Below are 23,734 nucleotides of genomic sequence, written 5' to 3' on the forward strand. Positions count from 1 at the left end.
CGGCGCCGCGCTCATCCTGATTGACGCTGCCAACCATCCTGATTGTCGCTGTGCAAGCCGCCACGGAAAGACCGCGCATTGCCGTCCTGCTGCTCGAACCTGGCTAGGCCGTGAGGGCGTGCCGCGGTCCTTCTAACGACGAATACTTCGAAGCCGCCTCGCGGTGGCTGGTGCGGTGGGCAACCCCGAGCCTGTAGCCTTCGGCTCGGACGTTCAGGATCTGCCGACGCTGGACCCTCGACTGGGCATCCGGATTCTGAAGCCGAAGCCGAAGCCGAAGCCGAAGCCGGCTTCCTCCTTCCTGGCGCACCGCTGAGCGATGACCAACTGGCCCCCGCGCTGACCTGGTAGGGTCTTCCCGAGGGAGGACAGGACATCCCGCTTGGAATCCAGTGGTCGTGACGGAGGATTGGAGAGGCCCGGCAGCGTCGCCGGGTCACCCCAAGATGAGGTCAATCATCATGGTTAGCCTTTGTTGTCTTGACCCCTCCGACCCCGTCGGCTTGCTCCGGCTCGGGCGGATATATCTCCGCCTCCAAACCAAGGCGGCGGCATCGTTCCACGCCGGCCTTTCCGTCAGCGGCGTGACCGCCCATGAGGCCGACGCCCACATCACCCGAGGGCAGCGGCTGAGCAAGCGAGCGGCCCGCATCCAGGAAGAACGGATGCGGCGCGCGCGGCTCTGACGATGGTGGAGGTGGGTCGCCCTACCTCCAATGCCTGCAAACGAAGGTGGGGCAGGATGTCGGCTTACACTGCTGCCCCACCCCCAATCTCGACTGCCTTCACGGTCATGGCCATCGCCCCTGCACGTGAGCGTGCACCACCGATAAAGCGCTGCGGGTGGACGAACACCGCATCCGGCACGCCCGACACCTCCGCCAGCGCCGCCTCGCGCAAGCCGGCCCACGCCGCGGGCAGAGGGAGGCGTTGCGCGTAGGAGCCGGGCTCGGGCGGCATCGCGTCCACCATGTACGTCCCGGAGGGGACCGGATAAACGGCGTACAGGACCGGCAGGCCGTGGGCGAACACGGCCCCCTGCCAGGGCAGCTTGCGATCAAGCTCCAGGATGCGGGGATCGGCGGAGGTGGCGTGCGCGGCCGTCACCACGGCTTCGGCGGCAAGGCGTGCCCGCACGGCCGCCACGCGGCGTTGGAGAACGTCCGCCACCAGGGCTGCGGCGCGTAGGAAGGCGGCGTCCTCGGCCTCCTGCGCGGCCGCCTGGGGCAGGTTCCAAGGCAGGTTGCAGTCTTCCACCAGGGAGGACAGGCCAAGGGTGTCCTCGGGGTATGCGACGCCGTTGTCGATCTGGTCGATCCGACGGACCACCTCGTCGTCGATGGCCGCGGCGACTATGGGGGCGAGGTCCGTGCCGCAGCCGGCCAGCAGGACACGCACAGCGGCCTCGCCATGGACGCGCCACACCAAGCCCGCCGCGCTGAGGGGCGTGCCATCGTCATCGCGCCGGGGTGCGCCGCGCTGGTGATGGTCGAACCGGCCGGCAGCGGAGTCATAATGTGCACCGACATCCCACACGTGGTCGGCTGCTGTGATTACTGCGGGATCGCGGGTGCGCACCAGGGTGTGGTCGCCGCCCGGGGCTTTAAGGCCGAGTGCAAGCCGTAGGACTGAATAGGCGAAGGCATCGTCGAGGTGGAAGGTGCCCGAATGGGTAACCAACAGGGGGCGGGCTCGTGCGGGCATAGAGCAACCTCATGCGGAGAAGGGGAGAAGACCTATTCGTCCCCACCCCGCACAAATTAAGCCGAATGTGGCGCCCGCCTCACCTGCGTCATAAACGGCGAGCATTTTTTACCAAATAAGCGGGGTGTTCATTGCGCTGGTACGGGCGAAAAGCCATCCATCAAGTACCTTGGTCCGGCTGGAGGCATGTGAGGATAGGCGCGGACCAGGCTGTGGTGGGAGGTATGCGCGCCCGTCATCTCTCTAGTGAACCGGATCGTAGCGCAAAACGATGATGGTCCATCATCGGACAAATAGCCCGTGTCGGCCTCAGGACACCTCCCAACGGCCTTTTAGTGACAACAGGTGTGGCTGGGTGCTCGGCCTGGACCAAGGGCCTACGGACGTGGCTTCGCTAGCACTACCTGGGCGGAAACGACCTGATTTTCGTGCGATTTCAATGTGATACGAAATTTTGCCTGTGGCCAATAACTGTCTGAAAATGCTCTGGAATTTTTGTTTCTGCCCAGATGGTGCTAGGACCTATTCGAACTCGCCCACCATCAAGAGTGTTCCCATAAGACTTGGTTGATCAACCACGCTGCCTAACCGCCTCCAACGGATACCGACTGGCGGGCAGACGCCACTAGTCCGTCGCGCAGCATGGCAAACTCCGCGTTGATTCCTCGCTTTTTCTCATAGGAGCGAAATCGTCTGTTGGCGGGACGGCATGGATGCGTGAGCGCTACCACGGTGGTTTGGTGGCTCTGAAATGACGCAGAGCGCACTGGTCCGCCAGTGCGGTTGCCGTCGAGGTCGGCGTAACCGTCAATCTTAAACCAATTACTTAACTCACAAGATAAAGGTGCAAGGAAGCCCGGAACAACAAGGCCGAGTGTCAGGATGAGCCGCGGCCGTTGCAACTTGACAATCTGGTATTCGATCAAACTCTGGCAGGCTGCGAGGAAGGTAGGGTCATTGTGTCCTTCGTGGCTCCCTTCGGGCGATCCGGGCGGCAACAAACCAACAAATGCATTGGTGAAGAAACACTCATCGAGTCGGATACCCGCGTGTGTGAGCACGTTGCGCAGCCCCTTCCATGTGGCTGATACCTCCACCTCTCCACCACGCGCCGTGTCGTCCTCGTAGCTCTCCACGGTGCCGTAGTTGTGGCCGATGACCATAATGCCGCCGACCGGCAACTTGGTCCCGAGACGCAGGTCGGCGGTAACGAGGCCACAACCGCCAGGGAAGAAGGCAGGTCCCGGGATCGCTACTGGGACCTGGGTAAGGCCCACAGGATGCTTGATCTCAAAGGCTAGAGTTGCGACCTCAATGAGTGGTCCCCAACTCGATGCCCGACCTTCTGAGGGCTGCATCGCTGTTCCGCAAATCTTCATGCGGCTTCGTTAAAGCCAGATGATGTTGGGATAAAGGGCATGAAACTGACGGACGGCGAAGGCAAGCACGTTGGGGCTGCTGGCGATGATGATCGAATACACCTCCTCATTGTCGGAGGCATTTGCATCGGAGCGGATGATGCAGTGTGGTACGCCCTGGCGTTGAAAAGCCCTCGGCCATGGCGATGACCAACGTCAAAGCTTTTCTAAACCCGACTCTGGGCGCGGCACTACAGGCTAGACGGCCGCATTCCCGCAGTGCGAGGTCCTTACAACCTAGGCAAATGTCCTGTTCAGCCGTTCCGCTTGCATGGCCTCAGAACCCACCTTCAGTTAGAAGCCCTGCAAAATCTGGCGCGGGAGTAAGGACTAGCCTGTAACGCCCTGCTAAACCCCTACGCAGCGCTCTGACATACCGAATGCGCTATTGCACGAGGCCACCGCGCCGTGCGCACGGCACGGCGGACGAGAGCGCACTTGGTACTACTTCCGTCTTCGCATGCGGGCTTCGTAGGCTGTGAGGACTGTAGCGGTAAGTGCGATACCACGCTCGACGAAATTGGATCGTCCTGACTCAACCTGTCCGAGCAGGAAACTGCCAACCAGTTTGGGGTCGAATCCCGATTCGATCACTTCTTGAAGCATCTGGTTCAGCGTTGCTGAGGGCGGTTCAGCGCGTGTTGGTTCAGCGCGTGTTGGTTCAGCGCGTGTTGGTTCAGCGCGTGTCGGTTCAGACCAGGCCTGTGCTGGTCGCATTGGTTCAGCCCGTGCTGGCTCAGACCGCGGTACGCCACGATCTCCTTTGCCGAGGAAAAGGTCCGGCAGTTTCGGCGCGGTTCCAGCGACCTTGCCTGGAGATTTTTCAGACGGGGTTCGGTTGTATGGAGCCGAAGAAGCTTTGCGCGGTTCGTCGCGCACCCGCCCAAGTATCGTTTGCCCAAACTCAAGCTCAAACCACTGCAAATGCATCTCATTCCTATCTTGCACTGGCGAACCGAAGGCTGGCTTTAGGCGGCCAATTCCTTCGAGAATAAGACAGTCATCTGCTCTGGCGATCGCGTCAACGGCAGCCCTGGCTGGTTTCCAAGATCGCAGGTCGGGATATCGGAACGACGTCGTGGGTTCCTTCGTAGCTATCGCGGCTAAACGTGACGCTTCAATCTCGATGTATCGGCGGTCTTGCAGGGCTTCACTGCTTTCGGCAGCAGTGCAAGCGCCCACAATCGCGCCAAACATTGTTCCAATGGAATCGGTGTCCGATCCGAGGCAGTTCGCAGCTATTTCAATAGCTTCGAAGGGTTGCGACAAGTCGCAGCGCGCTGCAAGAAATGCCGCAAGCATCGCCGTCTTCGTACCCGATCCCCGTGATTCAGGCTCTCGAGCGGTAAGAACATCCAAAGCTAAACTGTATGCCTTAGAAAGTTCGTGCTCTTGAATGCCAGCAAGCGCAACCACGTACGACAGCAATTCGTCGATAACCCTTGCAAAGGCATCCTCAATCTTGCCTCCGGATTTCTCAAGCCAAGGACCGACCCAAAACAGGCGGAGATCGCCATCCGTAATTATTAAATCAGGAAGGACGTGAAGAGAGGAAATCACTTCCTCCCACGCATTAACGTCTGGAGGAGCACCGTGAGCCAGCGCCAGCGCAAGTGTGGCTGCATGAAAACACGCACCGACGATTGCTCGTGGATGACCGTGTGTGCAGACCGTGTTACGCACCACGTCGCGGAATATTGCGTGGCGATCGCTCAGATTGGGAGCTGACCAAACGTGCGGCTGTATTCGCATTGCCGCACCGTTCCCGCCCCCCAGGACGTAGGTTGCTCGCTTGTTCTCGAAGAAGTTCGAATACCATGTAGCAGACGTTCGTGCCAAGTTGGCAGCGGCTTCGCGCGAACCGATCCCTGCCCCAAGGGCGTAATTTGCCCAGGCGGGAAGTTCAACCTTTGCGAATGATGCGACGTCAAAGCTGCCGTCCGAGCGGATCGCCCTTGATGTCGCAAGACGCAGTTGAGTGTCGTCCGAATAAGATCCAGCAGGCATGATTACGCTAGCTCCACCATAGCTGCCGATCTTCCGGCGCCATTCGACTGGCCGGGTCACCTTTCGAGAGCCCGCACGATACTGGACCCGATCGGCGTCAGCTAGTTCCGTAATGAAACCGAGGGCGTCACCGTAGGCTGCCCAGGTAGCTGACAAACGAGTTTGTAATTCGCGGTTTGAGATCATGACGCCCTATTGCCAAACTTGTGTGGTGCAATCAGCACCTCAACGTCAGGGTGAAAGGACGCTTTCAAGAAGCCAATGACCTCACTCTGATCGGAAGCGGTTCTAACATAGATCCGTTGCAAATGCTCGGTTGAAATCGCTGAAGGATAAAGCGCTTCGGCCTGGAAACAGGTTGGATAATAAGACGGCATTGTGGAAGTGCGTCGCACAACGTTTCCAGGCCATCGAACCACTGTGTTGGCGAATAACGCCTCAAGACCAGCGGCACCTTCGGCCCGATGTACCGAGGTGTAGATGTTGTTCGTAGTAGCAAACTCGACGCCTGCGTCACAAAGGATTTCTGGATTAAATGATAAAATACACCAAAATATTGGCTCGCCGCGGTGCCATGAATTTGCGCTAACATTAAAGAATTGGGTATTAATGTGCGAAATTGAGAGGCTCACATGATCCAGATACGCCGGATCTTTTCTTAGTTCTGAATTTGGCGCAAAAAGATATTTCACTAAATTATCTTCTCTTAAGCGCTGCCGAGACTGAAGTAGCTTCGTATAAAGAGTGCCTAGGCAGCCGTGGTTAGTAGTGAAGTGCACGACCTCCTCGATCTGCCGCGCTGTGATACAGTTAATCACAGTCATACGAAAACCTCCTCAACGAGGGCAGGGTCGATGACATCCAACACAGCCAAGGCTTCGCTAGGTTTTGTCCCAAGGCAGACCGTTTTGCGGGCACGTCCGACACCCATGGCGAGCAGACGACGAAGACTCTCGTATCGGTCGTCGTCTGCAGCACTGCCGTACGACGTGTGAGCTTGGGCAAGGCCGATCATGAAAACATGGTCAAACTCGAGACCCTTGGCACTATGCAGCGTGCACAACCCGATGTTGGCATCGCCCTCCGGCCATTCATTCACGCCTTGCAGTTCGCAATAGTCGTAACCGGCCTGCCTTAAAGCGGTGCGGACGTCACCAAACCATCCGCCACCCTTGAGGTGCAAAAAACCTACGGTTTCATTCTTTAAGTCGATGCTTGCGAGCCTTGCCAAGGCATAGGCAAGCTGACGATTGAACAAACCCTTTAAAAAGACTGGCTTGTCGCCGCTGCGCTCGCAAACGCTTGGATCTGGCAGGCTGCCGTCATCATCTATCGAAATTCCGCGAGCAATAGATGCTGCGAGCGCCGCGATCTCACGGGTGTTTCGATAATTTCGTGTGAGTCGAAAGCTTCGATTCGAGGGAACCATTAGGCCCGCTTCAGCCCACGGTGCCCCCCTTGGATAGATGCGCTGCGCCGAATCGGTGATGATTGTAATCGTGGCGTCGGCCGCCGCATGACGAAGCACAGCTCGGAGTTGGTTCGCAGACAGGTCCTGCGCCTCATCGACGACGATCACGTCATAAAACGCCTCGGGTTCCGCCTCAGCCATCGACGCGGCCAAATCGTGAAAGTCCTTGTAGCCGCTTGCTGCCTTCCATTTGAGAAGTGGTCTGATGACCTCGTCTAACAGTCTTTGGCGCATGCCTCGGTCCATCTGAGGAGACGCACCTCTACCTGTGCGTTGCGCTGCGAGGTAATCATCAAGCGCATCGGCTCTGAATCGTCCAAGGACGTAATGGACTTCATCGACTACGAACGCAATGTCTCGAGGGAATGATTGCGAAAGGTAGCTTATCTGATTTTCGATTGCCTTAATCGGCAGCGAGCCGGTCCAACCTAAGGTCGTGAATGCCCATTTATCGAATGTTGCAACATAAAGGCGCACATCATCGGAGTAGTCAGCTAATTCCTCTCGCGCTACAGTTGCGACATAACCGCGGACCGAATTATAATATGTGAGTACGAGCACGTCCGCGGGCAGGCGGCCGTCGTTGCGTAGCTGGTTCACGGCCGCCCCCGTCACAGCGCGCAGTGCCATGAGCGCCGTTGAGGTTTTACCGCTACCTGCAGCACCGCGGATGAGGGACACGCCCTGTTGGATGCGGCGCACAATACTGATCTGTTCCGGTGTCGGACGTTGCCTCAACAATACTCTCATGTGTCCCTCAAACGCCGACGGCGGGCTTGTCGCTAGCTTCTAACGGAGGTCCCTGCGCGGGCGCCGATCGGGGCTCAAGGCCATGTCAACCACCGACGACGCCATCCGCAACCATCGGCAAGCAGAGGGCATGACGACGATACGCCCCGAACGATACTCACCGCTGGGGTTTAGCGGAAGCCGTGTGTTTGTGTGGTTTCGGCTAGCCAAGACCGTCTGCCGAGTCCCGAATCCCGACGACCAAACTAGGCCGCGGGCACGGTGCAGGCTGTCGACGCTCAGCCCAATGGTCTTGGCGTGAAACATGCGACCCAGCCTACCGCAGTTTGGTGGTGGGTCCCGGTAGGATCGCCATCTAACTGGACTGCCGCCGAAAAGGCATAGAGAACCGGATCGGTACGGCCACTCAGACCTAGCCTCAAGAATGGCCGGGATCTCTCTGTTTTGCCTCAAATCAGTACGATCGGACCGTACGAGTTGCTGATGCGCCCTCTACCGCATCACGGCGTCCGCCTCACGAGCGCCATGGCTTGCAAGCCTAACGCTACCTCACCAAGCACCGTTACGGACTGCCACCTTCTTTGAGTGTGTGGGCTCGGATGGGGGCTGAATGTGATCGATGCAAGAAATATTCAACGAAATCAGCCTGTTGCGCTGGATTTATGGCGGACAGGGTGGGATTCGAACCCACGATACGCTTTTGACGTATACGCACTTTCCAGGCGCGCGCCTTCGACCGCTCGGCCACCTGTCCGGAGGGCAAGCATCGATCCGGTAGGCCCGGAACGGCGTCGCTTGCCCGATCAAGCACTATCCCCGGAGTGCGTTCCGCGAACCCGCCCCAGGGCGGCGGACCATAATCAGGCGGCCCGTGCGGGGCAAGCGGCTAGGTATCGCTTTCCGCATACGGGTTGGTCGTGCCGCGGAGCTGCAGGCGGATCGGCACGCCGGGCATAGCGAAGGCCTCGCGGAAGCCGTTCACCAGGTAGCGGCGGTAGTCCTCCGGCAGCTGCTCGGCGCGGGTGCCGAAGACCACCACGGTCGGCGGCCGGGCCTTCGGCATGGTGGCGTAGCGGAGCTTGATGCGGCGGCCTTCCGAGAGCGGCGGCGGGTGGCGCGTCAGCATGGCCTCGAACCAGCGGTTCAGCTCGCCGGTCGGGATGCGGCGGTTCCAGTTCGCATAGGTCTCGCGCACGGCCGGCATCAGCTTCTCGACCCCGCGGCCGGTCTGGGCCGAGAGCGGCACCACGGTGATGCCGCGCATCTGGGCGAGGCTCGCCGTCAGCACATCCTCGATCCGGCGGCGGGTGGCGGCGCGATCCTCGACCGCATCCCACTTGTTGAGCGCGATGACGACGGCGCGGCCCTCGCGCTCGGCCAGGCGGGCGAGGCGGAGCTCCTGCTCCTCCATCCCCTGCAGGGCGTCGACGACGAGGACGGCGACCTCGCATTCCTTCAGCGCGGCGATGGAGGCGGCGGCTGACATCTTCTCCAGCGCCTGCTCGATGCGGGCCTTTTTGCGGAGGCCGGCGGTGTCGACTAGGCGGACGAGCGCGCCGGTCTCGTCGCGCCACTCGACGGCGACGGAATCGCGCGTCAGCCCGGGCTCCGGGCCGGTGATCATCCGCTCCTGGCCGAACAGGGCGTTCAACAGGGTGGACTTGCCGGCATTGGGGCGGCCGATGATGGCGAGGCGCAGCGGCCGGTCCGGATCCTCCTGCTCCTCCGCCTCGGCGGGCAGGTGCTCGCGGATGGCGTCGTGCAGCTCGCCCATGCCGTCGCCATGCTCGGCCGAGACCGCCACCGGGTCGCCGAGGCCGAGCTCATAGGCCTCGAAGGCGGCCTGGCCGCCGAAGCGCCCCTCGGTCTTGTTCGCCACCAGGACGACCGGCACCGACTGGCGGCGCAGCCAAGTGGCGAAGGCGCGGTCGGCCGGGGTCAACCCGGTGCGGGCATCGATGACGAAGAGGGCGAGGTCCGCCTCGCGCAGCGCCGCCTCGGAGCTGGCGCGCATCCGGCCCTGGATGGTCTCCGGCGCCGCCTCCTCGAGACCGGCGGTATCCAGCAGCCGGACATCGCGGCCGGCGACGCGGCCCTCGGCCTCCTTGCGGTCGCGGGTGACGCCGGGGGTGTCGTCGACGATGGCGATCCGCCGGCCGACGAGCCGGTTGAAGAGGCTCGACTTGCCGACATTCGGGCGGCCGAGGATGACGATGGTGGGGAGCATGATGGCTCCCCTAGAGCAAACCCCGGACGGGTGGAACACCCGGGAGGGGCAATTCGCTCGCCCGGACGAAAAGCCGGGCCTGCGGCCGCGAGCCCAGGCGAGCGGCAGCAGGCCTGGCGCATCGGCCGCCGGATGTCCCCTTCTCAAGCGCCCTGGAGCGCCGCCACCACCGCATCTTCCGTCAGCACGTACATGACTCCGCCGGCGACGGCCGGGGGCAGCATGACGCCGTCCGGCAGGCGGACCCGGCCGGCGATGTCGCCATTGGCCGGGTCGACCTCGACGAGCTGGGCATTGCTGCCGGCGACCAGCAGGCGGCCGCCGGCCAGCACCGGCGCGGCCCACTGGATGACGTTCCGCCGCCGCTTCTCGTCCTTGTAGCGCTGCAGGCTGGCGATCCAGCGGACCCGCCCGTCATCCCGGCCGAGGCAGGCGACCTCGGCCCCCGTCGTCAGCAGGAAGACCCAGTCGCCGACCGCCCAGGGCGTATCCGCCGCGGCCACGTCGCGCTCCCAGAGGCGCCGGCCGGAGCGGAGGTCGAGGGCGATGGTGATGCCGCCGAGGCCGCTGGCGAAGACCCGGCCGCGGTCGATCACCGGCAGGGCGGTGATGGCGGCGATGTCGGCGAGGCCCCCGCCCGCGGCGGAGCTCAGCGTCTCGCTCCATTGGGCGCGGCCGTCGCTGGCGCGGATGGCGGCCAGCTCGCCGGAGCCGAAGCCGGCGACGACCATGTCGCCCTCGACCGCCGGGGCGGGCAGGCCGAGCGCCATGGTGACGGTCGGCTGGCCGCGATAGGTCCAGAGGGTGCGGCCATCCTCGACCGAGAGGGCGAGGAGGTGGTTCTCCGTCGTCGTCACATAGGCGCGGCCATTGGCGACGGTGAGGGCGCCGCGCGCCGGGGCGGGCAGGTCGACCCGCCAGCGCGGCTTGCCATCCGCCGGGTCGAGCGCCATCGCCTCGGCCATGCCGGTGGCGAGGTAGAGGGTGCCGTCGTCGAAGGCGAGGGCGGTGCCGAGCGCGCCGTCGCGGTCCTTCTCCGGCCGGCTGTCGAAGGACCAGCGGCGGCGGCCGTCGAGCGCGGTCAGCGCCGTCACCTGGCCGAGCGCATCCGCGGCATAGACCGCGCCGCCGGCGACGATGGGCGGCGCGAGCAGCCGGCGGCGATAGGCGGTGCCGGTGCCGATGGCGGTGCGCCAGGCCTCGCCCAGGCGGAGGCCGAGGGCGGGGTGGCCGGGCGCATGGCCGATGGTGCCGCCGGCCTGGGGCCAGTCGGCATTCAGCGCCGGGGGCGGCAGGGTGACGGGGGCCTGGGCCAGGCCCTCCTCGACGTTGAGCGGGCGTTCCACGGCCAGCACCGGGCGGCGCTCGCCGCGCAGCGGGACCTTCCGCTCGCCGAAGACGCTGTCGAAGGTGTCGGTGATCGACTCGCAGCCGGCCAGCAGGCCCGCGCCCCCGAGCAGGGCGGCGCGGCGGGTGAGGGGTGTCCGCATCAGCCGCCGATCTCCGCGAGCAGCTTGCCGGCCCGCTCGCGCACGCCCTGGGGCGTCGCCGGGGCCGTGGCCAGGCCGGTGAGCGCTTGCTTCGCCTCCTCCGTCGCGCCGCGCTTCATCGCGGCAAGCGCCCGGATCTCCTGCACCGAGGCGCGCCAGGGCCCCTCGGCCAGCGGGGCGAGGCGGCTCTCGATCGCGGCCGGGTCGCCGGCGTCGAGCGAGTGCAGGCCCCACATCACCGTGCCGAGGTCCCGGTAGAGCGGGTCGATCGAGCCATCGCGGGCGATGTCCTCCCAAAGGGCCAGCGCCCCGGCCCGGTCGCCGGCCTCGGCCTTCAGCGCGGCGGCGCGGAGGCGGGCCAGGTTGCGGTAGCCGGGCGGCGCCCCGGCCGCGACGGCCGCGAAACGGTCGGCCGCAGCCTTGCCGTCGGCGCCGGGCTCGGCGGCAGAGCGGTTGGTGGCCAGGTAGGTCTCGGCGGTCTCCGCCGCTTGGCGGGACTGCCACCAGCGCCAGCCCTGCAGCCCGCCGACCGCGGCGACCGCGAGCAGCATCAGCCCGGCCAGCAGCCCGCCATAGCGGGCCATCAGCCGCTTCATGCGCTCGGCGCGCAGGTCTTCCTGCACCTCGTCGAAGATGTCGGCCACGCGGTCCCTTCCTTGGAAGCGGGGGGTGCATAGCAGCCTGTTGGCAGGGCGTTAAGTCCGCTGCGCATAGGCTCGGGGCCATGCGTCCGATGCTCCCCCTCCTGATGGTCCTGCCGGGCGGCTGCGCGCCGCTCGGCATCGGCGCGGCGGTGACCGCGGGCTCGGTCGCCGCCATCGGGCGGTCGCCGGTGGGTGCCGTCGTCTCCGTGGCGACGGGGCCGGACTGCTCGGTGGTGCGGCTCGACCGGGGGCAGGGCTATTGCAGGCCGGAGGAGGCGCCGCCGGCGCCGCCGCCCTACTGCACGCGGAGCCTCGGCCGCGTCGACTGCTGGGCGGCACCGCTGCCGGGGCGGCGCGGCGTGGCGGATGGGCCGGCGACCCTCAGCGCGGCGTAGGAGGCCAACCGGACGCGGCGCTGGCCGGGGCTGTGGTGAGGCAACCGGCGTCCCGGTGCCGGGTTGTTGCGGCATGAGCCAGGCCGCCGGGACGCCGCAGGAGACCAGCCGCTTCAGCCTCGACCGGCTGAGCACGGTGGTGCAGACGCTGGCCATCCTCGGGGCCGGGGCCTGGGGCGTCTACACCTTCATCTACGAGGCGCGGATCAAGCCGGGCCTGGCGCCGCCCAGCGTCTCGGTCACCACCACGCTGGAGAAGGCGGGGGAGCGGGAGGGGCGGCTGGCCATCCGCTCCACCGTCACGCGGACCAATGTGGGCGAGACCGGGGTCAGGGTGCTGGGCCTCACCTACAACGTCATCGCCACCGGGATGCGCTTCGCCGGGCCGGAGCCGGAGCCGTCGCCGGAGAGCCTGGCGGGGGCCGTCGAGGTCACCGCCGCGCGCTATGGCCAGGCGGCGCGGCAGGAGATGGTGCTGCGGCAGGGCGTGCTGTTCGAGGGCGCCACCGCCCTGCCGGCCGAGCCCTCCGATCTGCAGCCGGGCGAGGCGGTGTCGCGCGACCTGATCTTCTATGTCGAGCGCGACCGCTACGACTCGCTGCGCTTCGAGGTGGACCTCGCCTATGCAAAGCTCTCGGAGCCGGCGGTGCCGCTCGCCCTCGGCCTCGGGCCGGAGGGCCGCATCCGGGCCGAGTGCGCCGAGGCGGCCCGCTGCGGGGGGCTCACCACCACCAATTTCGGCACCGAATTCTCGCTCTGGTAGCGCTCAGCCCCGCGCCTCGGCGAAGCGGACGCCGGTGCCGCGCGGGGTGCCGATCACCTCGTCCTCGCGCATCGCGACGGCGCCACGGAGGATCGCCATGACGGGCCAGCCGGTGCAGCGATGGCCGGCGAAGGGCGTCCAGCCGCAGGGGGAGACGATCCAGCTCTCCTCGATGGTCCGCTGGCGCTTCATGTCGACCAGGGTGAAGTCGGCGTCGTAGCCGGCGGCCAGCCGCCCCTTGCCGGTCGCGCCATAGACGCGGGCGGGGCCGGCGCACATCAGGTCAACAAGGCGGGAGAGACTGAGGCGGCCGGCGCTCACATGGTCGAGCATCAGCGGGACGATGGTCTGCACCCCGGTCAGCCCAGCGGCGCCGTCGGGCCAGGGGCGCTCCTTCGCGGCGCGGCTGTGCGGGGCGTGGTCGGAGCCGACGACATCCACCGTGCCGTCCGCCACAGCGGCCCAGGCGGCGCGCAAGTGGCGCTCCTCGCGGATCGGCGGGTTCATCACCGCATAGCCGCCGAGGCGGTCATAGGCCTCGTCGGTCTGGGTCAGGTGGTTGAGCAACACCTCGACCGTGGCGACGTCGCGGTAGTCCTGCAGGAGCTCCAGCTCCTCGGCCGTCGAGACATGGAGGATATGGGCGGGGCGGCCGGTCTTGCGGGCCAGCGCCATCAGCCGCTTCGTGCCGATGAGGGCGCAGGCCACATCGCGCCAGACCATGTGGTTGCGATGCGGCATGCCGCTGCGGAAGAGCGGCTTGCGCTCCTGCAGGCGGTACTCGTCCTCCGAATGGTAGCAGATGCGGCGGCGGCCGCTGCGCATCACGGCCTCGAGCGAGGCGTCGTCCTCGACCAGGAGGTCGCCGGTGCTGCTGCCGGCGAAGACCTTCACCGCGCAGACATTCGGTTGCAGCTCGAGTGCGGCGAGCTCGGCGATGTTTTTCTTCGACGCGCCAACATAGAGGCCGACATCGACCCAGGCGCGGCCCTCGAGATAGCCGCGCTTCCAGTCCAGCCGCTCGCGGTCGGTGATGGACGGGGCGGTGTTCGGCATGTCGAAGACCGCCGTCAGCCCGCCGAGGAGGGCGGCGCGGGTGCCGGTCTCCAGCGTCTCCACCGCCGGGTCGCCCGGGTCGCGGAGATGGACATGGGCGTCGATCAGGCCGGGAAGGATGTGGAGGCCGGTGCAGTTGATCGCCTCCGCGGCGTCGGCGGTGCGGAGGTCGCCGATCGCTGCGATGCGGCCGGCGCGGACGCCGATATCGGCCGCCTCCTCGCCCCAGGGGAGGACGCAGGTGCCGCCGCGCAGCACGAGGTCGAAGGCGGGCATTAGGGCGTCTCCTTGCGGCAGTCCTATGGGGGTTTATCCCGCGACGCGGCGGAGGGGGAAGGGGTCCGACCGCTTCGGGGATCGAGGCGGCGACGGGCGCGGACTGGTTCGCCCAAACCCTTGCACGCACGGAAGACATGAGGGGACAAGACGATGCAATACTTTAATAATCACCGATAGTTGCCCATGGTCCAGTAAAGCCGTGCGGAATGGAGGGCAATATGGCAACGATCCCTGGACCAACGGCAACGACTCCGTCAACGGCCTCGACGGCAACGACGTCATCTATGGCGGCCTGGGCCATGACACGCTGAACGGCGGCAACGGCGCCGCCCGCCTGCCGGGCGGCGACGGCAACGACTATCAGTATGGCTTCTACGGCAACGACACGTTGGATGGGAGCTACGGCTCCGACTCCCTAGAGGGTGGAGCGGGGAACGACTCGCTGGTCGGCGGCCTCAACTCGCCTGACACTCTCATCGGCGGGCAAGGAAACAGCCCACTGCGCGGCAACGGGCTGCTGAACGGCGGGACGGGGCAGGACCTGCTCTACGGCGACCAAGCGCGCTTCGTGTTCGACGACGGCGACTCAGGGGTCGGCGCCGCGGCGCGCAACAGGATCAGCTGGCTGCGCTGGGACAACGGCTCCAAGATCGACCTGAGCGCGGTCGATGCGAATACCGGCCTGTTGGGCGACCAGGCCTTCAAGTTCATCGGCAGCAGCAAGGCCGGCGCCGCCTTCACCGGCACAGGCCAGGTCATGCTCATGGCCTATGACACCTATGGCAAGGAAATCCACGGCGGCAACACGGCCATCAGCTACGATGTGGTCCAGATGAATACTGGCGGCAGCTTGGCCCCGGACATGGAAATCGCCATCGAGCACTGGACAGGCGGCAACAGCGCGGTGCCCTCGGCCAGCTGGTTCATCCTGTAGGGCCGCCCCGGTCCCGCCCCGGAGGCGCGCCGCAAGCCACCCCCTCCCCAGGACCAAGGCCACAAGCCGGGCGCGGATGGCTGCGGGGATGCCTCCCGCTGCCGGCCCGCTTCCCCTCGTTCAGGGTCAGGAACCATCCCGGGCGAGCCACGCTTCGGTCGGGATGTGACACCTTGGGGAGGAGCGGCCGCATGGACGCCATCGAGACCACGACGATCAGGAAGGTGATGTGGCGGCTGATGCCCTTCCTCTTCGTCTGCTACTTCGTCGCCTACCTGGACCGGGTGAATGTCGGCTTCGCCAAGCTGCAGATGAATGCGGCGCTTGGCCTCACCGAGACGGCCTATGGGCTCGGGGCGGGGCTGTTCTTCATCTCCTACTTCCTGCTGGAGGTGCCCTCAAACCTGGCGCTCGACCGATTCGGCGCCAGGCTCTGGATCGCCCGCATCATGTTCACCTGGGGCCTCATCTCCGGCCTCTTCGCCTTCATCGGGCCGATCTCGGCGGCGACCGGGCTGTCGACCGAATGGGTGTTCTACATCCTCCGCTTCCTGCTCGGCGCGGCGGAAGCGGGCTTCTTCCCCGGCATCATCTTCTACCTGACGCTGTGGTTCCCCTCGGTCTACCGCGCCCGCGTCGTCGCCCTGTTCATGCTGGCGATCCCCTTCTCCTCCATCGTCGGCGGCCCGGTCTCCGGCGCGCTGCTGAACCTCAGCGGCGGCGGGCTCGATGGTTGGCAGTGGCTCTTCGTCCTCGAAGCGATCCCGTCCATCCTCATGGCGCTTGGCGTCATCTTCTACCTGACGGATCGTCCGGCCCAGGCGACCTGGCTTTCCGCCGAGGAGCGGACCTGGCTGCAGACGCGGCTGGATGCGGAGCACCAGCACAAGCAGACGACGGAGCACATCAGCATCGGCCGGTCGCTCAGCGACCCGCGGGTGCTGGCCTGCGCCTTCGTCTATTTCTGCCTCAATGCCGCGAGCTACGGCGTCTCCTTCTTCCTTCCCACTATCGTGAAGGGGTTTGGCGTCAGCAACGTCCAGGCGGGGCTGCTGGCGGCGCTGCCCTTCGTCTTCGGCGCCATCGGCATGGTGCTGCTCGGCCGCAACTCCGACCGGACGCTGAAGCGGCGGGAGCATGTGTGCTTCGCCATGATCCTGGCCGCCGTCGGGGTGGCCGGGGCGGGGCTCGTCTCCTCGCCGGTGCTGGTGCTCGGCCTGCTCTGCCTCAGCCAGATCGGCGTCTCGGCGACGCCGCCGCTGCTTTGGCCGATCCCGAGCGCCTTCCTCACCGGCACCTCGGCCGCGGCGGGGATCGCGGCGATCAACGCCATCGGCAACCTCTCGGGCTTTGCCGGGCCCTACATGATGGGCTACCTGCGCGATGCGACGGGCAATTTCACTGCGGGGCTGCTCGTCCTCGGCGGCGTCACCCTGGTCGGCGGCATCGTCGCCATGACGCTGAAGGTCAGCCGGCAGCTCGAGACGTCGGCGGCGAACCGGTCGGCCCTGGCGCACTGACGGTGCTTGGGGGCTGCGCCGCGCGGCGCAGCCCCGGGCGCTCAGCCGGCCGCCCCGATCTTGTCCTGCGTCCTGGTCTCGAAGTCGCTCGCTTCGTGCCGCTCGTGGAGCTGGCTCGAGGGCTCGCCCTGCACGCGGTTGACCATGCGGCCGCGCTGCACGGCGGGGCGGGCATGGAGCTGGTCCGCCCAGCGGTTGACGTGCCTGTACTCATGGACGGCGAGGAACTCCGCCGCGCCGTAGAGCCAGCCCTTCACCAGCCCGCCATACCAGGGGAAGACCGCGATGTCGGCGATGGTGTAGTCCGTGCCGGCCAGGTACTCGCTCTCGGCCAGGCGACGGTCCAGCACGTCGAGCTGGCGCTTGGTCTCCATGGCGAAGCGGTTGATCGGGTACTCCATCTTGCTCGGCGCATAGGCGAAGAAATGGCCGAAGCCGCCGCCGAGATAGGGCGCGGAGCCCATCTGCCAGAACAGCCAGGACAGGCACTCGGCGCGCTTCGCCGGCTCGGTCGGCAGGAAGGCGCCGAATTTCTCGGCCAGATAGGTGAGGATGGCGCCCGATTCGAAGACGCGGATCGGCGCCGGGCCACTGCGGTCCATGAGCGCCGGGATCTTGGAATTCGGGTTGATGGCGACGAAGCCGCTGCCGAACTGGTCGCCCTCGCCGATCCTGATCAGCCAGGCGTCGTACTCGGCGCCCGCATGGCCGAGGGCCAGCAGCTCCTCCAGCATGATCGTCACCTTCACCCCGTTCGGCGTGCCGAGCGAGTAGAGCTGGAGCGGGTGGCGGCCGACCGGCAGCTCCTTCTCATGGGTCGGGCCGGCGATGGGGCGGTTGATGTTGGCGAAGCGGCCGCCGCTCTCCTTGTCCCAGGTCCAGACCTTGGGCGGGGTGTAGTCGGACATGCTTGATGCTCCTCTCTGATGCGCCTTGATGGTGATCTTGGGCGGCGGACGGCGAAACCCAGGGGGCGCTACTCGGTGGCCTGACGGGCGAGGCCGGCGAGCATCGCCTCCATGGAGCGCTGGGCCTCGGGGGGCATGGCCACGCCATGGCGGGCGAAGACGCGGCGGGCGATGTCCTCGCCGGTGCTGCGGGTGAGGAAGACCCGGCCGGCCTCGTCCTCCCAGACCAGGATGCGCATGGGCAGGTCGAGGGCGAGGGTCGGGTGGGCCTGCATCGCCGGCGTGCCGCCGCGGGGGGTACCGAAAAAGAGCACGGTGCGGGCGCGCAGCGGCATTCCCACCACCTGGGCGGCCGCGGCATGGTCGATCTCGGTGAAGACGGTCCAGCCGGCGGCGCGGACGGCGGCGGCGAGGCGGTCGAGCGTTTCCCGCACGGGATGGGCGCTGGGCTGGGTGACGAGGCCGTCCGGCTCCTGCGCCAGCGCGGGGGTAGCGGCGAGCAGAGCAAGGAGCAGAGCGAGGCGGCGGGTCATGCGGCGGTCTCCCAGGGAGTAAGGCGCTAGCGCTCGCCGAGCACCTCGAACACATCACCCCGGACGGCGCGCCGCTCGACATGGCGGCGGTGCCAGAGGGCGTAGAAGAGCAGGTGCCAGGCGGCGAAGCCGCGGTGCTTCTCGCCCCCGGCATGGCGGAAGAGGGCTGCGACGCGGTCGGGCCGGGCGATCTCGGCGACGCCCGGCTGAGCGGCGACGAGGGGGCCGAGGCGGTCGCCCACCCCCTCGATCCAGGCGCCGATCGGGACGGTGAAGCCCTGCTTCGGCTTGGTGGGCTCGGCGGCGGGGAAGTGGCGGGCGAGCCATTCGCGCAGCAGCCACTTGCCGCTGCTGCGCTGGACCTTCATGGCGTCCGGCAGGCGGAAGGCGGCGGCGGCGATGCCGGGGTCGAGCAGGGGCGTGCGGCCCTCCACGCCATGGGCCATGAGGCAGCGGTCCAGCTTGACCAGCAGGTCGTTCGGCAGCCAGTCGGCGATGTCGAGGGCCTGGGCGGCCTGGAGGCGGGTGCGGCCGGGGCTGGCGGCGGCGGATTCGGCGGCGCCGGTGCCGTCGCGCCAGCCGGTCGGGGCCTCGCGCAGCAGGTCGAGCCGGTCGAAGCTGCCGCGCGAGCGGGGCGCTTTGCCGCCGAGCCACCAGGGGCGCATCGCGGCGCGGTAGCGGCCATAGCCGCCGAAGATCTCGTCGCCGCCCTCGCCGGAGAGGACGACCTTCACCTCCTGCCGGGCGCGGCGAGCGAGGAACCAGGTGGGGATGATGGCGTAGTCGGCCGCCGGGTCGTCCATGGCGCCGACGATCTCGGGCAGGTGGCGCCAGACATCGGCCTCGGTGACGGAGACGGTGACATGGCGGGCGCCGGCCGCCCCGGCGAGATGGGCGGCGGCGGCGCGCTCGTCGGCCGCGCCGGGGACGTCGAAGCCGGCGGTGAAGGCCAGCACCGGGCGGTCGTTGAGGCGGGCCATCAGGGCGAGCACGACGCTGCTGTCGATGCCGCCGGAGAGGAACATCCCGTAGGGCACGTCGCTGCGCTGGTGGAGGAGGACGCTCTCCTCGAGCGCCGCGTCGAGGCGGGCGAGGGCGGCGTCGGCCGAGATCTCCTCGGGGCCGCCTTCGGGGAGGGCGGCGCGGCGGTGGCGCTCCGTCACGGCGCCGTCGGCGATGACCACCGTCTCGCCGGGGAGGATGCGGCGGATGCCCTCGAAGATGGTCTCGGCGCCGGTGGTGAACTGGATCTGCAGGAGTTCCGCCCGGGCCTCGGGGCGGATGCGCGGCTCGACCAGGCCGGCGGCGATCAGCGCCTGGGGCTCCGAGGCGAAGGCGAGGCCGCCCGCGACCTCGGCGAGGTAGAGCGGCTTAATGCCGAAGGGGTCCCGCGAGAGGACGAGCTGCTTGGTGCCCCGGTCGTGCAGCGCGATGGCGTACATGCCGCGCAGCCGGTCGGCGAAGCCGATGCCGTCGCGGCGGAAGAGGTGGAGCGGCGGCTCGCAATCGCTGCCGGTCGCGCAGTGCAGCTGGTTCTGTTCGCGCAGCTCCCGGTAGTTGTAGACCTCGCCATTGGCGACCAGGGCGGCGGCGCCGGCGAAGAGCGGCTGGTCGCCCGTCACCAGGTCGATGATCGAGAGCCGGGTGTGGGAGAGGGCGACATTGCCCGAGACATGGTGGCCATGCCCGTCCGGGCCGCGATGGGCGAGCGCCCGGGTCAGCGCGTCGAGGGTGGCGCCGGAGGGCACCTGGCCCAGGCGGAGGGCGAGGCCGGCAAGGCCGCACATCAGGCCGTCTCCTGCGGGACGAGGGCGGTGAGGAACGCGCGCCAGCGTGCGAGCACCGGGGCTTCGGCATAGTGCGCGGCATACTCGGCGCGGCCGGCGGCAGCGAGGGCGGCGGCGCGGGTTGGGTCGGCCAACAGGCCGCGGATGGCGGCGGCGAGGGCGGCCGGGTCTTCCTTCGGGACGAGGAGGCCGGTCTCGCCGGGGCGGATGAGGGCGGCCGGGCCCTCGGCCGCGGCGGCGACGACGGGCCGGGCAGCGGACCAGGCCTCGAGCACCACATTGCCCAGCGGCTCGTGGCGCGAGGGGCAGGCGAAGACCTCGCAGCCGGCGAGCAGGGCGCCGGCATCCTGGCGCCAGCCGAGGAAGGCGAGGCGGGGGCCGAGGCCGAGCTCGCGGGCCAGGACCTCGAGGGCCGGACGCTCAGGCCCCTCGCCGGCGAGCGAGAGATGCGCCTCGGGCAGCAGGGCGAGGGCGCGAAGCAGGACGTCGAAGCCCTTGTTCGCATGCAGGCGGCCAAGGGCGAGCAGGCGGCGGGCGCCGGGCGGGGCGGGCAGCGCGGCCGGCCTGGCCCCGGCGAGGTCGGCGGCGAAATTCGGCACGTAGTGGGCGCGGGCGGCGGGCCAGCCGCGGGCGACGAGCCAGTCGCGAATATCCTCGGTATTGCCGATCAGGCCATCGCAATGGCGGTAGTATTTGAGGTTGTAGTAGCCGCCCAGGCGGCCGATGAGCGGCCAGGGCGCGCCGCGGCGCCGCAGGGCCCCCGTGAAGCGGCTGGCGCGGTTGGCCCAGGAGATGACGGCATCGGGGCGGAAGGCCGCCAGGGCAGCGCGCAGGGCCGGGCCGGTGCGCAGGTCGAAATAGCCGCCGAAGGGAAGCTGCACCGGCTCCAGCCCGCCCGAGGCGAGGCGGGCGGCGCGGGCGGCATCGGTGCGGATGACGGCGAGGACCGTCTCGCCCGCCCGGTGCTGGGCGAGCGTCAGGCGCTCGTAGAAGGCCTCGGCGCCGCCCATGGGGGCGCCGGCGATCACATGCGCGATCCTCATGCCGCCGCGGCCGGGGCCGGCGCTCCGGTCATCGGGGCGCCTCATCCGGCCAGCGTCTCGAAACGGGCGGCGATGTCGGGCCAGGACGGGCCGGGGCCGCGGGCGATGGCGCCGGCATGCAGGCGCTCCCATGCCGCGTCGTCCGCGAGCAGGCGGATGGCGGCGGCGGCGAAGGCCGCGTCGCTGCGGGCCAGGAGGCCGGTCTCGCCATCCACGATCCGCTCCGCGACGGCGCCGAGGGGCGTCACCACGGCGGGAAGGCCGAGGGCCTGGGCTTCGGCGAGGGCGAGGCAGAAGGTCTCGCCGGGGTCGCCGCGATAGAGCATCACCCGCGCCTCCCCGAGGCGCGCGGCGAGGGCCGGGCGCGGCAGGGGGGCCAGGAGGCGGACGCCCTCCGCAGCCAGGGAGGCGGCGCGGGCGAGCACCGGGGCGGCGCGGGCGGTGAGGCGGGCATCGCCGCCATAGGTGGCAGCGCCGCCATAGAGGTGCAACTCCGCTCCCGGCACGGCGGGACGGATGCGCCCCGTCCAGAGATCGAGCAGCCAGTCGAGGCCGCGCAGCGGGTTGGAGGTGAAGACCGCGACGGGCGGCGGCGGCCGCCGGGGCGCGGCGCCCGCGGCGAAGGGCGGGGCGAGGGCCAGGGGGATCTCGGCAGGGCGGAAGGGCAGCCGGCGGGGCAGGCTCGCGCTGTGCGAGGGGCCGAGGGTGACGAGGCGCGGCCAGGCGGCGAGCAGGGGGAGGAGGTGGCGGGGCTTCCGCAGGTAGCCGCCGGGATTGTGCAGCCAGAGCACGCGCCGGCCGCGCGGCAGGGCGCGGAAGAGGCGGGGCAGGCGGTTGGCGATCACAAGCTCGGCCGGTGGGCCGCCGGGGGCGAGGGGGGACCAGGGGAGGCCGTCGCGGGTCTCTGGCGGATCGGTGCCGGCGCGGAGGTCGAGCGTGTGGCCACGGGCGAGGAAGGCGGCGGCGAGCAGGGCGAAGGCGGTCTCGACGCCGCCGAGCGGCCGCTCGGCGAGGGCGGCGGGGCCAAGGCGGGGGCCTTCCGTGGCAAGGGCGATCCTCATGCGCAGTGCCGCTGGTGGTTCTGCGGGGACGAAGCCGGCCTCATCCGCGGTGCCGCTCCGGCTCCAGCCGGGCCTTGAGATGGGCGAGCAGGGGGAACAGGCCGGCGCAGAGGGCGATCAGTAATCCCCAGGCGCCCTCCCTGTAGCCGCGCCGTCCCAGGTAGCACTTGATGATGCGGGAAAGGCAGCGGCGGATGTTATCGGGCAGGGAGCCGATGTCGCCGGCCGCCAGCAGATCCGCCGCCTTCGCCGAGGAGTAGCGGTCGAGGCGGCGCAGCATGTCGGAGATGTCGCGGTCGACCTCGTGGCGGATGCCGGCCGAGGTGATGCGCTCGCCCTCCGTCCCCGTCCAGTCGAGGCCCGGATGGACGCGCTGCGGCCGCCAGCGCTTGGCGCCACGGCGGAAGAGCACCGGCTTTAGCGTGGTGCCGAAGCTGCCGCCCCAGCCATGGAGGATCAGCCGGTCGCCGACGTAATTGTCGAGGCGGACGCGATGGAAGCCGTGCGGCGAGGCGGCGATCACCTGGCGGATGGCCGCCCAGAGCTCGGGCGGGACGCGCTCGTCGGCATCGACCTCCAGGATCCAGTCGCCGCTGCAGACGGCGATGCCGGCATTGCGGCGGTCGCCTTCCAGCCCCCATTCGCCTTCCAGCACATGGGCGCCATGGGCGCGGGCGACCTCGGCGCTTGCATCGGTGCTGCGGTCGAGCACCACGACCAGCTCGTCGGCCGCGGCGCAGCTCGCCAGGCAGGCGGGGAGGCGGGCGGCCTCGTTGCGGGCGACGACGAGGGCGGAGAGTCTCATGCCGGCTGCGGCTCGGCCAGCAGGGTCTGGGCGGCGGCGAGGGCCTGGTCGAGGGTGAGGTCGGCCATGCTGTCGAGGCGGGGGCTGCCCGGCGCGATGGCGGTGGCGGTGCGGCGGCCGGCCGGGGCGTATTCCTCGACACGGGAGGGGCCAAAGAGGCCGAGGGTCGGGGTGCCGGTCGCGGCGGAGAGGTGCATCAGCCCGCTGTCATTGCCGACGAAGAGGGCGGCGCGGGCGAGGACGGCGGCGGCCTCGGGGAGGGAGAGGGTGCCGACGAGGTCCACGGCACGGTCGCCGAGCGCCCCGAGGACGGGGGCGGCCATGGCGGCCTCCTGCGTCCCGGGCCCGCCGAGGATGGCGGCGCGGGCGCCGGCGAGGGGCTGGCCGGGGGCGGTCAGCGCCTCGAACAAGGCCACGAAGCGCTCGGCGGGCCAGACCTTGCGGTCCCAATTGGCGGTGGGTCCGAGGGCGATCCATGGCCCCTCGCCCGGCAGCAGGGCGGCGGCGCGGGCCCGGTCGGCGGCATTGAACCAGGCGACTGGCAGCGGGGGCGGGTCGAGGCCCAGCAAGGCGCCGAGATGGGCGGTGCGGGGCCCCGGCTGGCGGCCGCCCCGCATCACCAGGCGGCGCTTCGCCCAGAGGAGGAAGGCGAAGGCGGAGCCGCGCAGGTCCACCACCAGGTCCCAGCGCTGGGTGCCGACCTCCTGCCAGAGCTGCAGCCAGTGCAGGCGGAAGCGGCGCTTGGTCAGTACGATGGTCCAGGCGCGGTTCGGCATCCGGGCGAAGACGCCCTCGGCGGCCGGGCCGCAGGCCACGACGATCCGCGCCTGCGGGTATTGCCGGATGAGGTGGTCCAGCAGCCCGGTGGAGAGGACGGCATCGCCGATCCGGGTCGCGGTGATGAAGAGGATGCGCACGGCGGCGGGCTTAGAGCATGAG

At 68.2% G+C, this 23,734-nt stretch carries 20 protein-coding genes and 1 tRNA gene; 4 read left to right on the forward strand and 17 right to left on the reverse strand.

Annotated elements, in window-relative coordinates; genetic code table 11:
• Nucleotides 1-750: 750 nt before the first annotated feature.
• The 9 genes from AC5JJ1_RS28455 to AC5JJ1_RS28495 form a co-directional block, all read right to left on the reverse strand.
• Nucleotides 751-1,680, reverse strand: coding sequence for an MYG1 family protein (locus tag AC5JJ1_RS28455; RefSeq protein WP_495788490.1), 930 nt, complete (start codon nt 1,678-1,680; stop codon nt 751-753).
• 608 nt (nt 1,681-2,288) lie between these two features.
• Nucleotides 2,289-2,981: a uracil-DNA glycosylase family protein gene (locus tag AC5JJ1_RS28460; RefSeq protein WP_495788491.1), complete on the reverse strand. Its 693-nt coding sequence runs from the start codon at nt 2,979-2,981 to the stop codon at nt 2,289-2,291.
• A gap of 585 nt (nt 2,982-3,566) precedes the next feature.
• Nucleotides 3,567-5,315, reverse strand: coding sequence for an ADP-ribosylglycohydrolase family protein (locus AC5JJ1_RS28465; protein WP_495788492.1), 1,749 nt, complete (start codon nt 5,313-5,315; stop codon nt 3,567-3,569).
• Complete coding sequence (locus tag AC5JJ1_RS28470) at nt 5,312-5,953, reverse strand: DarT ssDNA thymidine ADP-ribosyltransferase family protein (protein WP_495788493.1); 642 nt, start codon at nt 5,951-5,953, stop codon at nt 5,312-5,314. Before AC5JJ1_RS28470 ends, AC5JJ1_RS28465 begins: the two co-directional genes overlap by 4 nt.
• Entirely contained in the window at nt 5,950-7,338 is a 1,389-nt protein-coding gene (locus AC5JJ1_RS28475) for a UvrD-helicase domain-containing protein (RefSeq protein ID WP_495788494.1), read from the reverse strand. Before AC5JJ1_RS28475 ends, AC5JJ1_RS28470 begins: the two co-directional genes overlap by 4 nt.
• Before the next feature lie 675 nt (nt 7,339-8,013).
• Nucleotides 8,014-8,104, reverse strand: a tRNA-Ser gene (locus tag AC5JJ1_RS28480).
• Nucleotides 8,105-8,236: 132 nt separating this feature from the next.
• Nucleotides 8,237-9,577 (reverse strand): ribosome biogenesis GTPase Der, encoded by a 1,341-nt coding sequence (gene der / locus AC5JJ1_RS28485; RefSeq protein WP_495788495.1) that lies wholly within the window; start codon nt 9,575-9,577, stop codon nt 8,237-8,239.
• 143 nt (nt 9,578-9,720) lie between these two features.
• Nucleotides 9,721-11,067: an outer membrane protein assembly factor BamB family protein gene (locus AC5JJ1_RS28490; protein WP_495788496.1), complete on the reverse strand. Its 1,347-nt coding sequence runs from the start codon at nt 11,065-11,067 to the stop codon at nt 9,721-9,723.
• Nucleotides 11,067-11,711, reverse strand: a complete 645-nt coding sequence (locus AC5JJ1_RS28495; RefSeq protein WP_495788497.1) for a tetratricopeptide repeat protein — start codon at nt 11,709-11,711, stop codon at nt 11,067-11,069. The genes AC5JJ1_RS28490 and AC5JJ1_RS28495 overlap by 1 nt, the downstream gene beginning before the upstream one ends.
• Before the next feature lie 80 nt (nt 11,712-11,791).
• Here AC5JJ1_RS28495 and AC5JJ1_RS28500 point away from each other — a divergent pair, with 80 nt between their 5' ends.
• Both AC5JJ1_RS28500 and AC5JJ1_RS28505 read left to right on the forward strand, forming a co-directional pair.
• Nucleotides 11,792-12,106, forward strand: coding sequence for a hypothetical protein (locus AC5JJ1_RS28500; RefSeq protein WP_495788498.1), 315 nt, complete (start codon nt 11,792-11,794; stop codon nt 12,104-12,106).
• Nucleotides 12,107-12,179: 73 nt separating this feature from the next.
• Entirely contained in the window at nt 12,180-12,869 is a 690-nt protein-coding gene (locus AC5JJ1_RS28505; RefSeq protein WP_495788499.1) for a hypothetical protein, read from the forward strand.
• Nucleotides 12,870-12,872: 3 nt separating this feature from the next.
• Here AC5JJ1_RS28505 and AC5JJ1_RS28510 read toward each other — a convergent pair whose 3' ends face one another.
• Nucleotides 12,873-14,201 (reverse strand): dihydroorotase, encoded by a 1,329-nt coding sequence (locus tag AC5JJ1_RS28510; RefSeq protein WP_495788500.1) that lies wholly within the window; start codon nt 14,199-14,201, stop codon nt 12,873-12,875.
• 202 nt (nt 14,202-14,403) lie between these two features.
• Between AC5JJ1_RS28510 and AC5JJ1_RS28515 the strand changes: the two genes are divergently transcribed.
• Nucleotides 14,404-15,138: a calcium-binding protein gene (locus tag AC5JJ1_RS28515; RefSeq protein ID WP_495788501.1), complete on the forward strand. Its 735-nt coding sequence runs from the start codon at nt 14,404-14,406 to the stop codon at nt 15,136-15,138.
• 191 nt (nt 15,139-15,329) lie between these two features.
• On the forward strand, nt 15,330-16,658 hold the full coding sequence (locus tag AC5JJ1_RS28520) for an MFS transporter (protein WP_495788502.1): 1,329 nt from the start codon (nt 15,330-15,332) through the stop codon (nt 16,656-16,658).
• 41 nt (nt 16,659-16,699) lie between these two features.
• Here the strand turns inward: AC5JJ1_RS28520 and yghU are convergent, their stop codons facing one another.
• The 7 genes from yghU to AC5JJ1_RS28555 all read right to left on the reverse strand — a co-directional run bounded on the left by yghU (nt 16,700) and on the right by AC5JJ1_RS28555 (nt 23,712).
• Nucleotides 16,700-17,566, reverse strand: a complete 867-nt coding sequence (yghU, locus tag AC5JJ1_RS28525; protein ID WP_495788503.1) for a glutathione-dependent disulfide-bond oxidoreductase — start codon at nt 17,564-17,566, stop codon at nt 16,700-16,702.
• 68 nt (nt 17,567-17,634) lie between these two features.
• Complete coding sequence (locus tag AC5JJ1_RS28530) at nt 17,635-18,099, reverse strand: DUF302 domain-containing protein (RefSeq protein WP_495788504.1); 465 nt, start codon at nt 18,097-18,099, stop codon at nt 17,635-17,637.
• A gap of 26 nt (nt 18,100-18,125) precedes the next feature.
• On the reverse strand, nt 18,126-19,886 hold the full coding sequence (gene asnB / locus AC5JJ1_RS28535; RefSeq protein ID WP_495788505.1) for an asparagine synthase (glutamine-hydrolyzing): 1,761 nt from the start codon (nt 19,884-19,886) through the stop codon (nt 18,126-18,128).
• A complete protein-coding gene (locus AC5JJ1_RS28540; RefSeq protein WP_495788506.1) occupies nt 19,886-20,974 on the reverse strand; it encodes a glycosyltransferase in 1,089 nt (362 codons plus the stop codon). The genes asnB and AC5JJ1_RS28540 overlap by 1 nt, the downstream gene beginning before the upstream one ends.
• Nucleotides 20,971-21,990 carry a glycosyltransferase family 4 protein gene (locus AC5JJ1_RS28545; protein ID WP_495788507.1) on the reverse strand — a complete coding sequence of 340 codons (1,020 nt, stop codon included), beginning with the start codon at nt 21,988-21,990 and terminating at the stop codon, nt 20,971-20,973. Before AC5JJ1_RS28545 ends, AC5JJ1_RS28540 begins: the two co-directional genes overlap by 4 nt.
• Before the next feature lie 40 nt (nt 21,991-22,030).
• Entirely contained in the window at nt 22,031-22,795 is a 765-nt protein-coding gene (locus AC5JJ1_RS28550) for a glycosyltransferase family 2 protein (protein ID WP_495788508.1), read from the reverse strand.
• A complete protein-coding gene (locus AC5JJ1_RS28555; protein WP_495788509.1) occupies nt 22,792-23,712 on the reverse strand; it encodes a glycosyltransferase family 9 protein in 921 nt (306 codons plus the stop codon). The genes AC5JJ1_RS28550 and AC5JJ1_RS28555 overlap by 4 nt, the downstream gene beginning before the upstream one ends.
• Between the last annotated feature and the right edge of the window lie 22 nt (nt 23,713-23,734).

The sequence above is a fragment of the Belnapia sp. genome, assembly GCF_059504005.1.

What these genes read in the sequence shown, in the direction of transcription:
- AC5JJ1_RS28465 (WP_495788492.1), bottom strand. Translation starts at nt 5,315, where the DNA reads ATGATCTCAAACCGCGAATTACAAACTCGTTTGTCAGCTACCTGGGCA.
- AC5JJ1_RS28470 (WP_495788493.1), bottom strand. Translation starts at nt 5,953, where the DNA reads ATGACTGTGATTAACTGTATCACAGCGCGGCAGATCGAGGAGGTCGTG.
- der (WP_495788495.1), bottom strand. Translation starts at nt 9,577, where the DNA reads ATGCTCCCCACCATCGTCATCCTCGGCCGCCCGAATGTCGGCAAGTCG.
- AC5JJ1_RS28490 (WP_495788496.1), bottom strand. Translation starts at nt 11,067, where the DNA reads ATGCGGACACCCCTCACCCGCCGCGCCGCCCTGCTCGGGGGCGCGGGC.
- AC5JJ1_RS28500 (WP_495788498.1), top strand. Translation starts at nt 11,792, where the DNA reads ATGCGTCCGATGCTCCCCCTCCTGATGGTCCTGCCGGGCGGCTGCGCG.
- AC5JJ1_RS28505 (WP_495788499.1), top strand. Translation starts at nt 12,180, where the DNA reads ATGAGCCAGGCCGCCGGGACGCCGCAGGAGACCAGCCGCTTCAGCCTC.
- AC5JJ1_RS28510 (WP_495788500.1), bottom strand. Translation starts at nt 14,201, where the DNA reads ATGCCCGCCTTCGACCTCGTGCTGCGCGGCGGCACCTGCGTCCTCCCC.
- AC5JJ1_RS28520 (WP_495788502.1), top strand. Translation starts at nt 15,330, where the DNA reads ATGGACGCCATCGAGACCACGACGATCAGGAAGGTGATGTGGCGGCTG.
- yghU (WP_495788503.1), bottom strand. Translation starts at nt 17,566, where the DNA reads ATGTCCGACTACACCCCGCCCAAGGTCTGGACCTGGGACAAGGAGAGC.
- AC5JJ1_RS28530 (WP_495788504.1), bottom strand. Translation starts at nt 18,099, where the DNA reads ATGACCCGCCGCCTCGCTCTGCTCCTTGCTCTGCTCGCCGCTACCCCC.
- asnB (WP_495788505.1), bottom strand. Translation starts at nt 19,886, where the DNA reads ATGTGCGGCCTTGCCGGCCTCGCCCTCCGCCTGGGCCAGGTGCCCTCC.
- AC5JJ1_RS28540 (WP_495788506.1), bottom strand. Translation starts at nt 20,974, where the DNA reads ATGAGGCGCCCCGATGACCGGAGCGCCGGCCCCGGCCGCGGCGGCATG.
- AC5JJ1_RS28545 (WP_495788507.1), bottom strand. Translation starts at nt 21,990, where the DNA reads ATGAGGATCGCCCTTGCCACGGAAGGCCCCCGCCTTGGCCCCGCCGCC.
- AC5JJ1_RS28550 (WP_495788508.1), bottom strand. Translation starts at nt 22,795, where the DNA reads ATGAGACTCTCCGCCCTCGTCGTCGCCCGCAACGAGGCCGCCCGCCTC.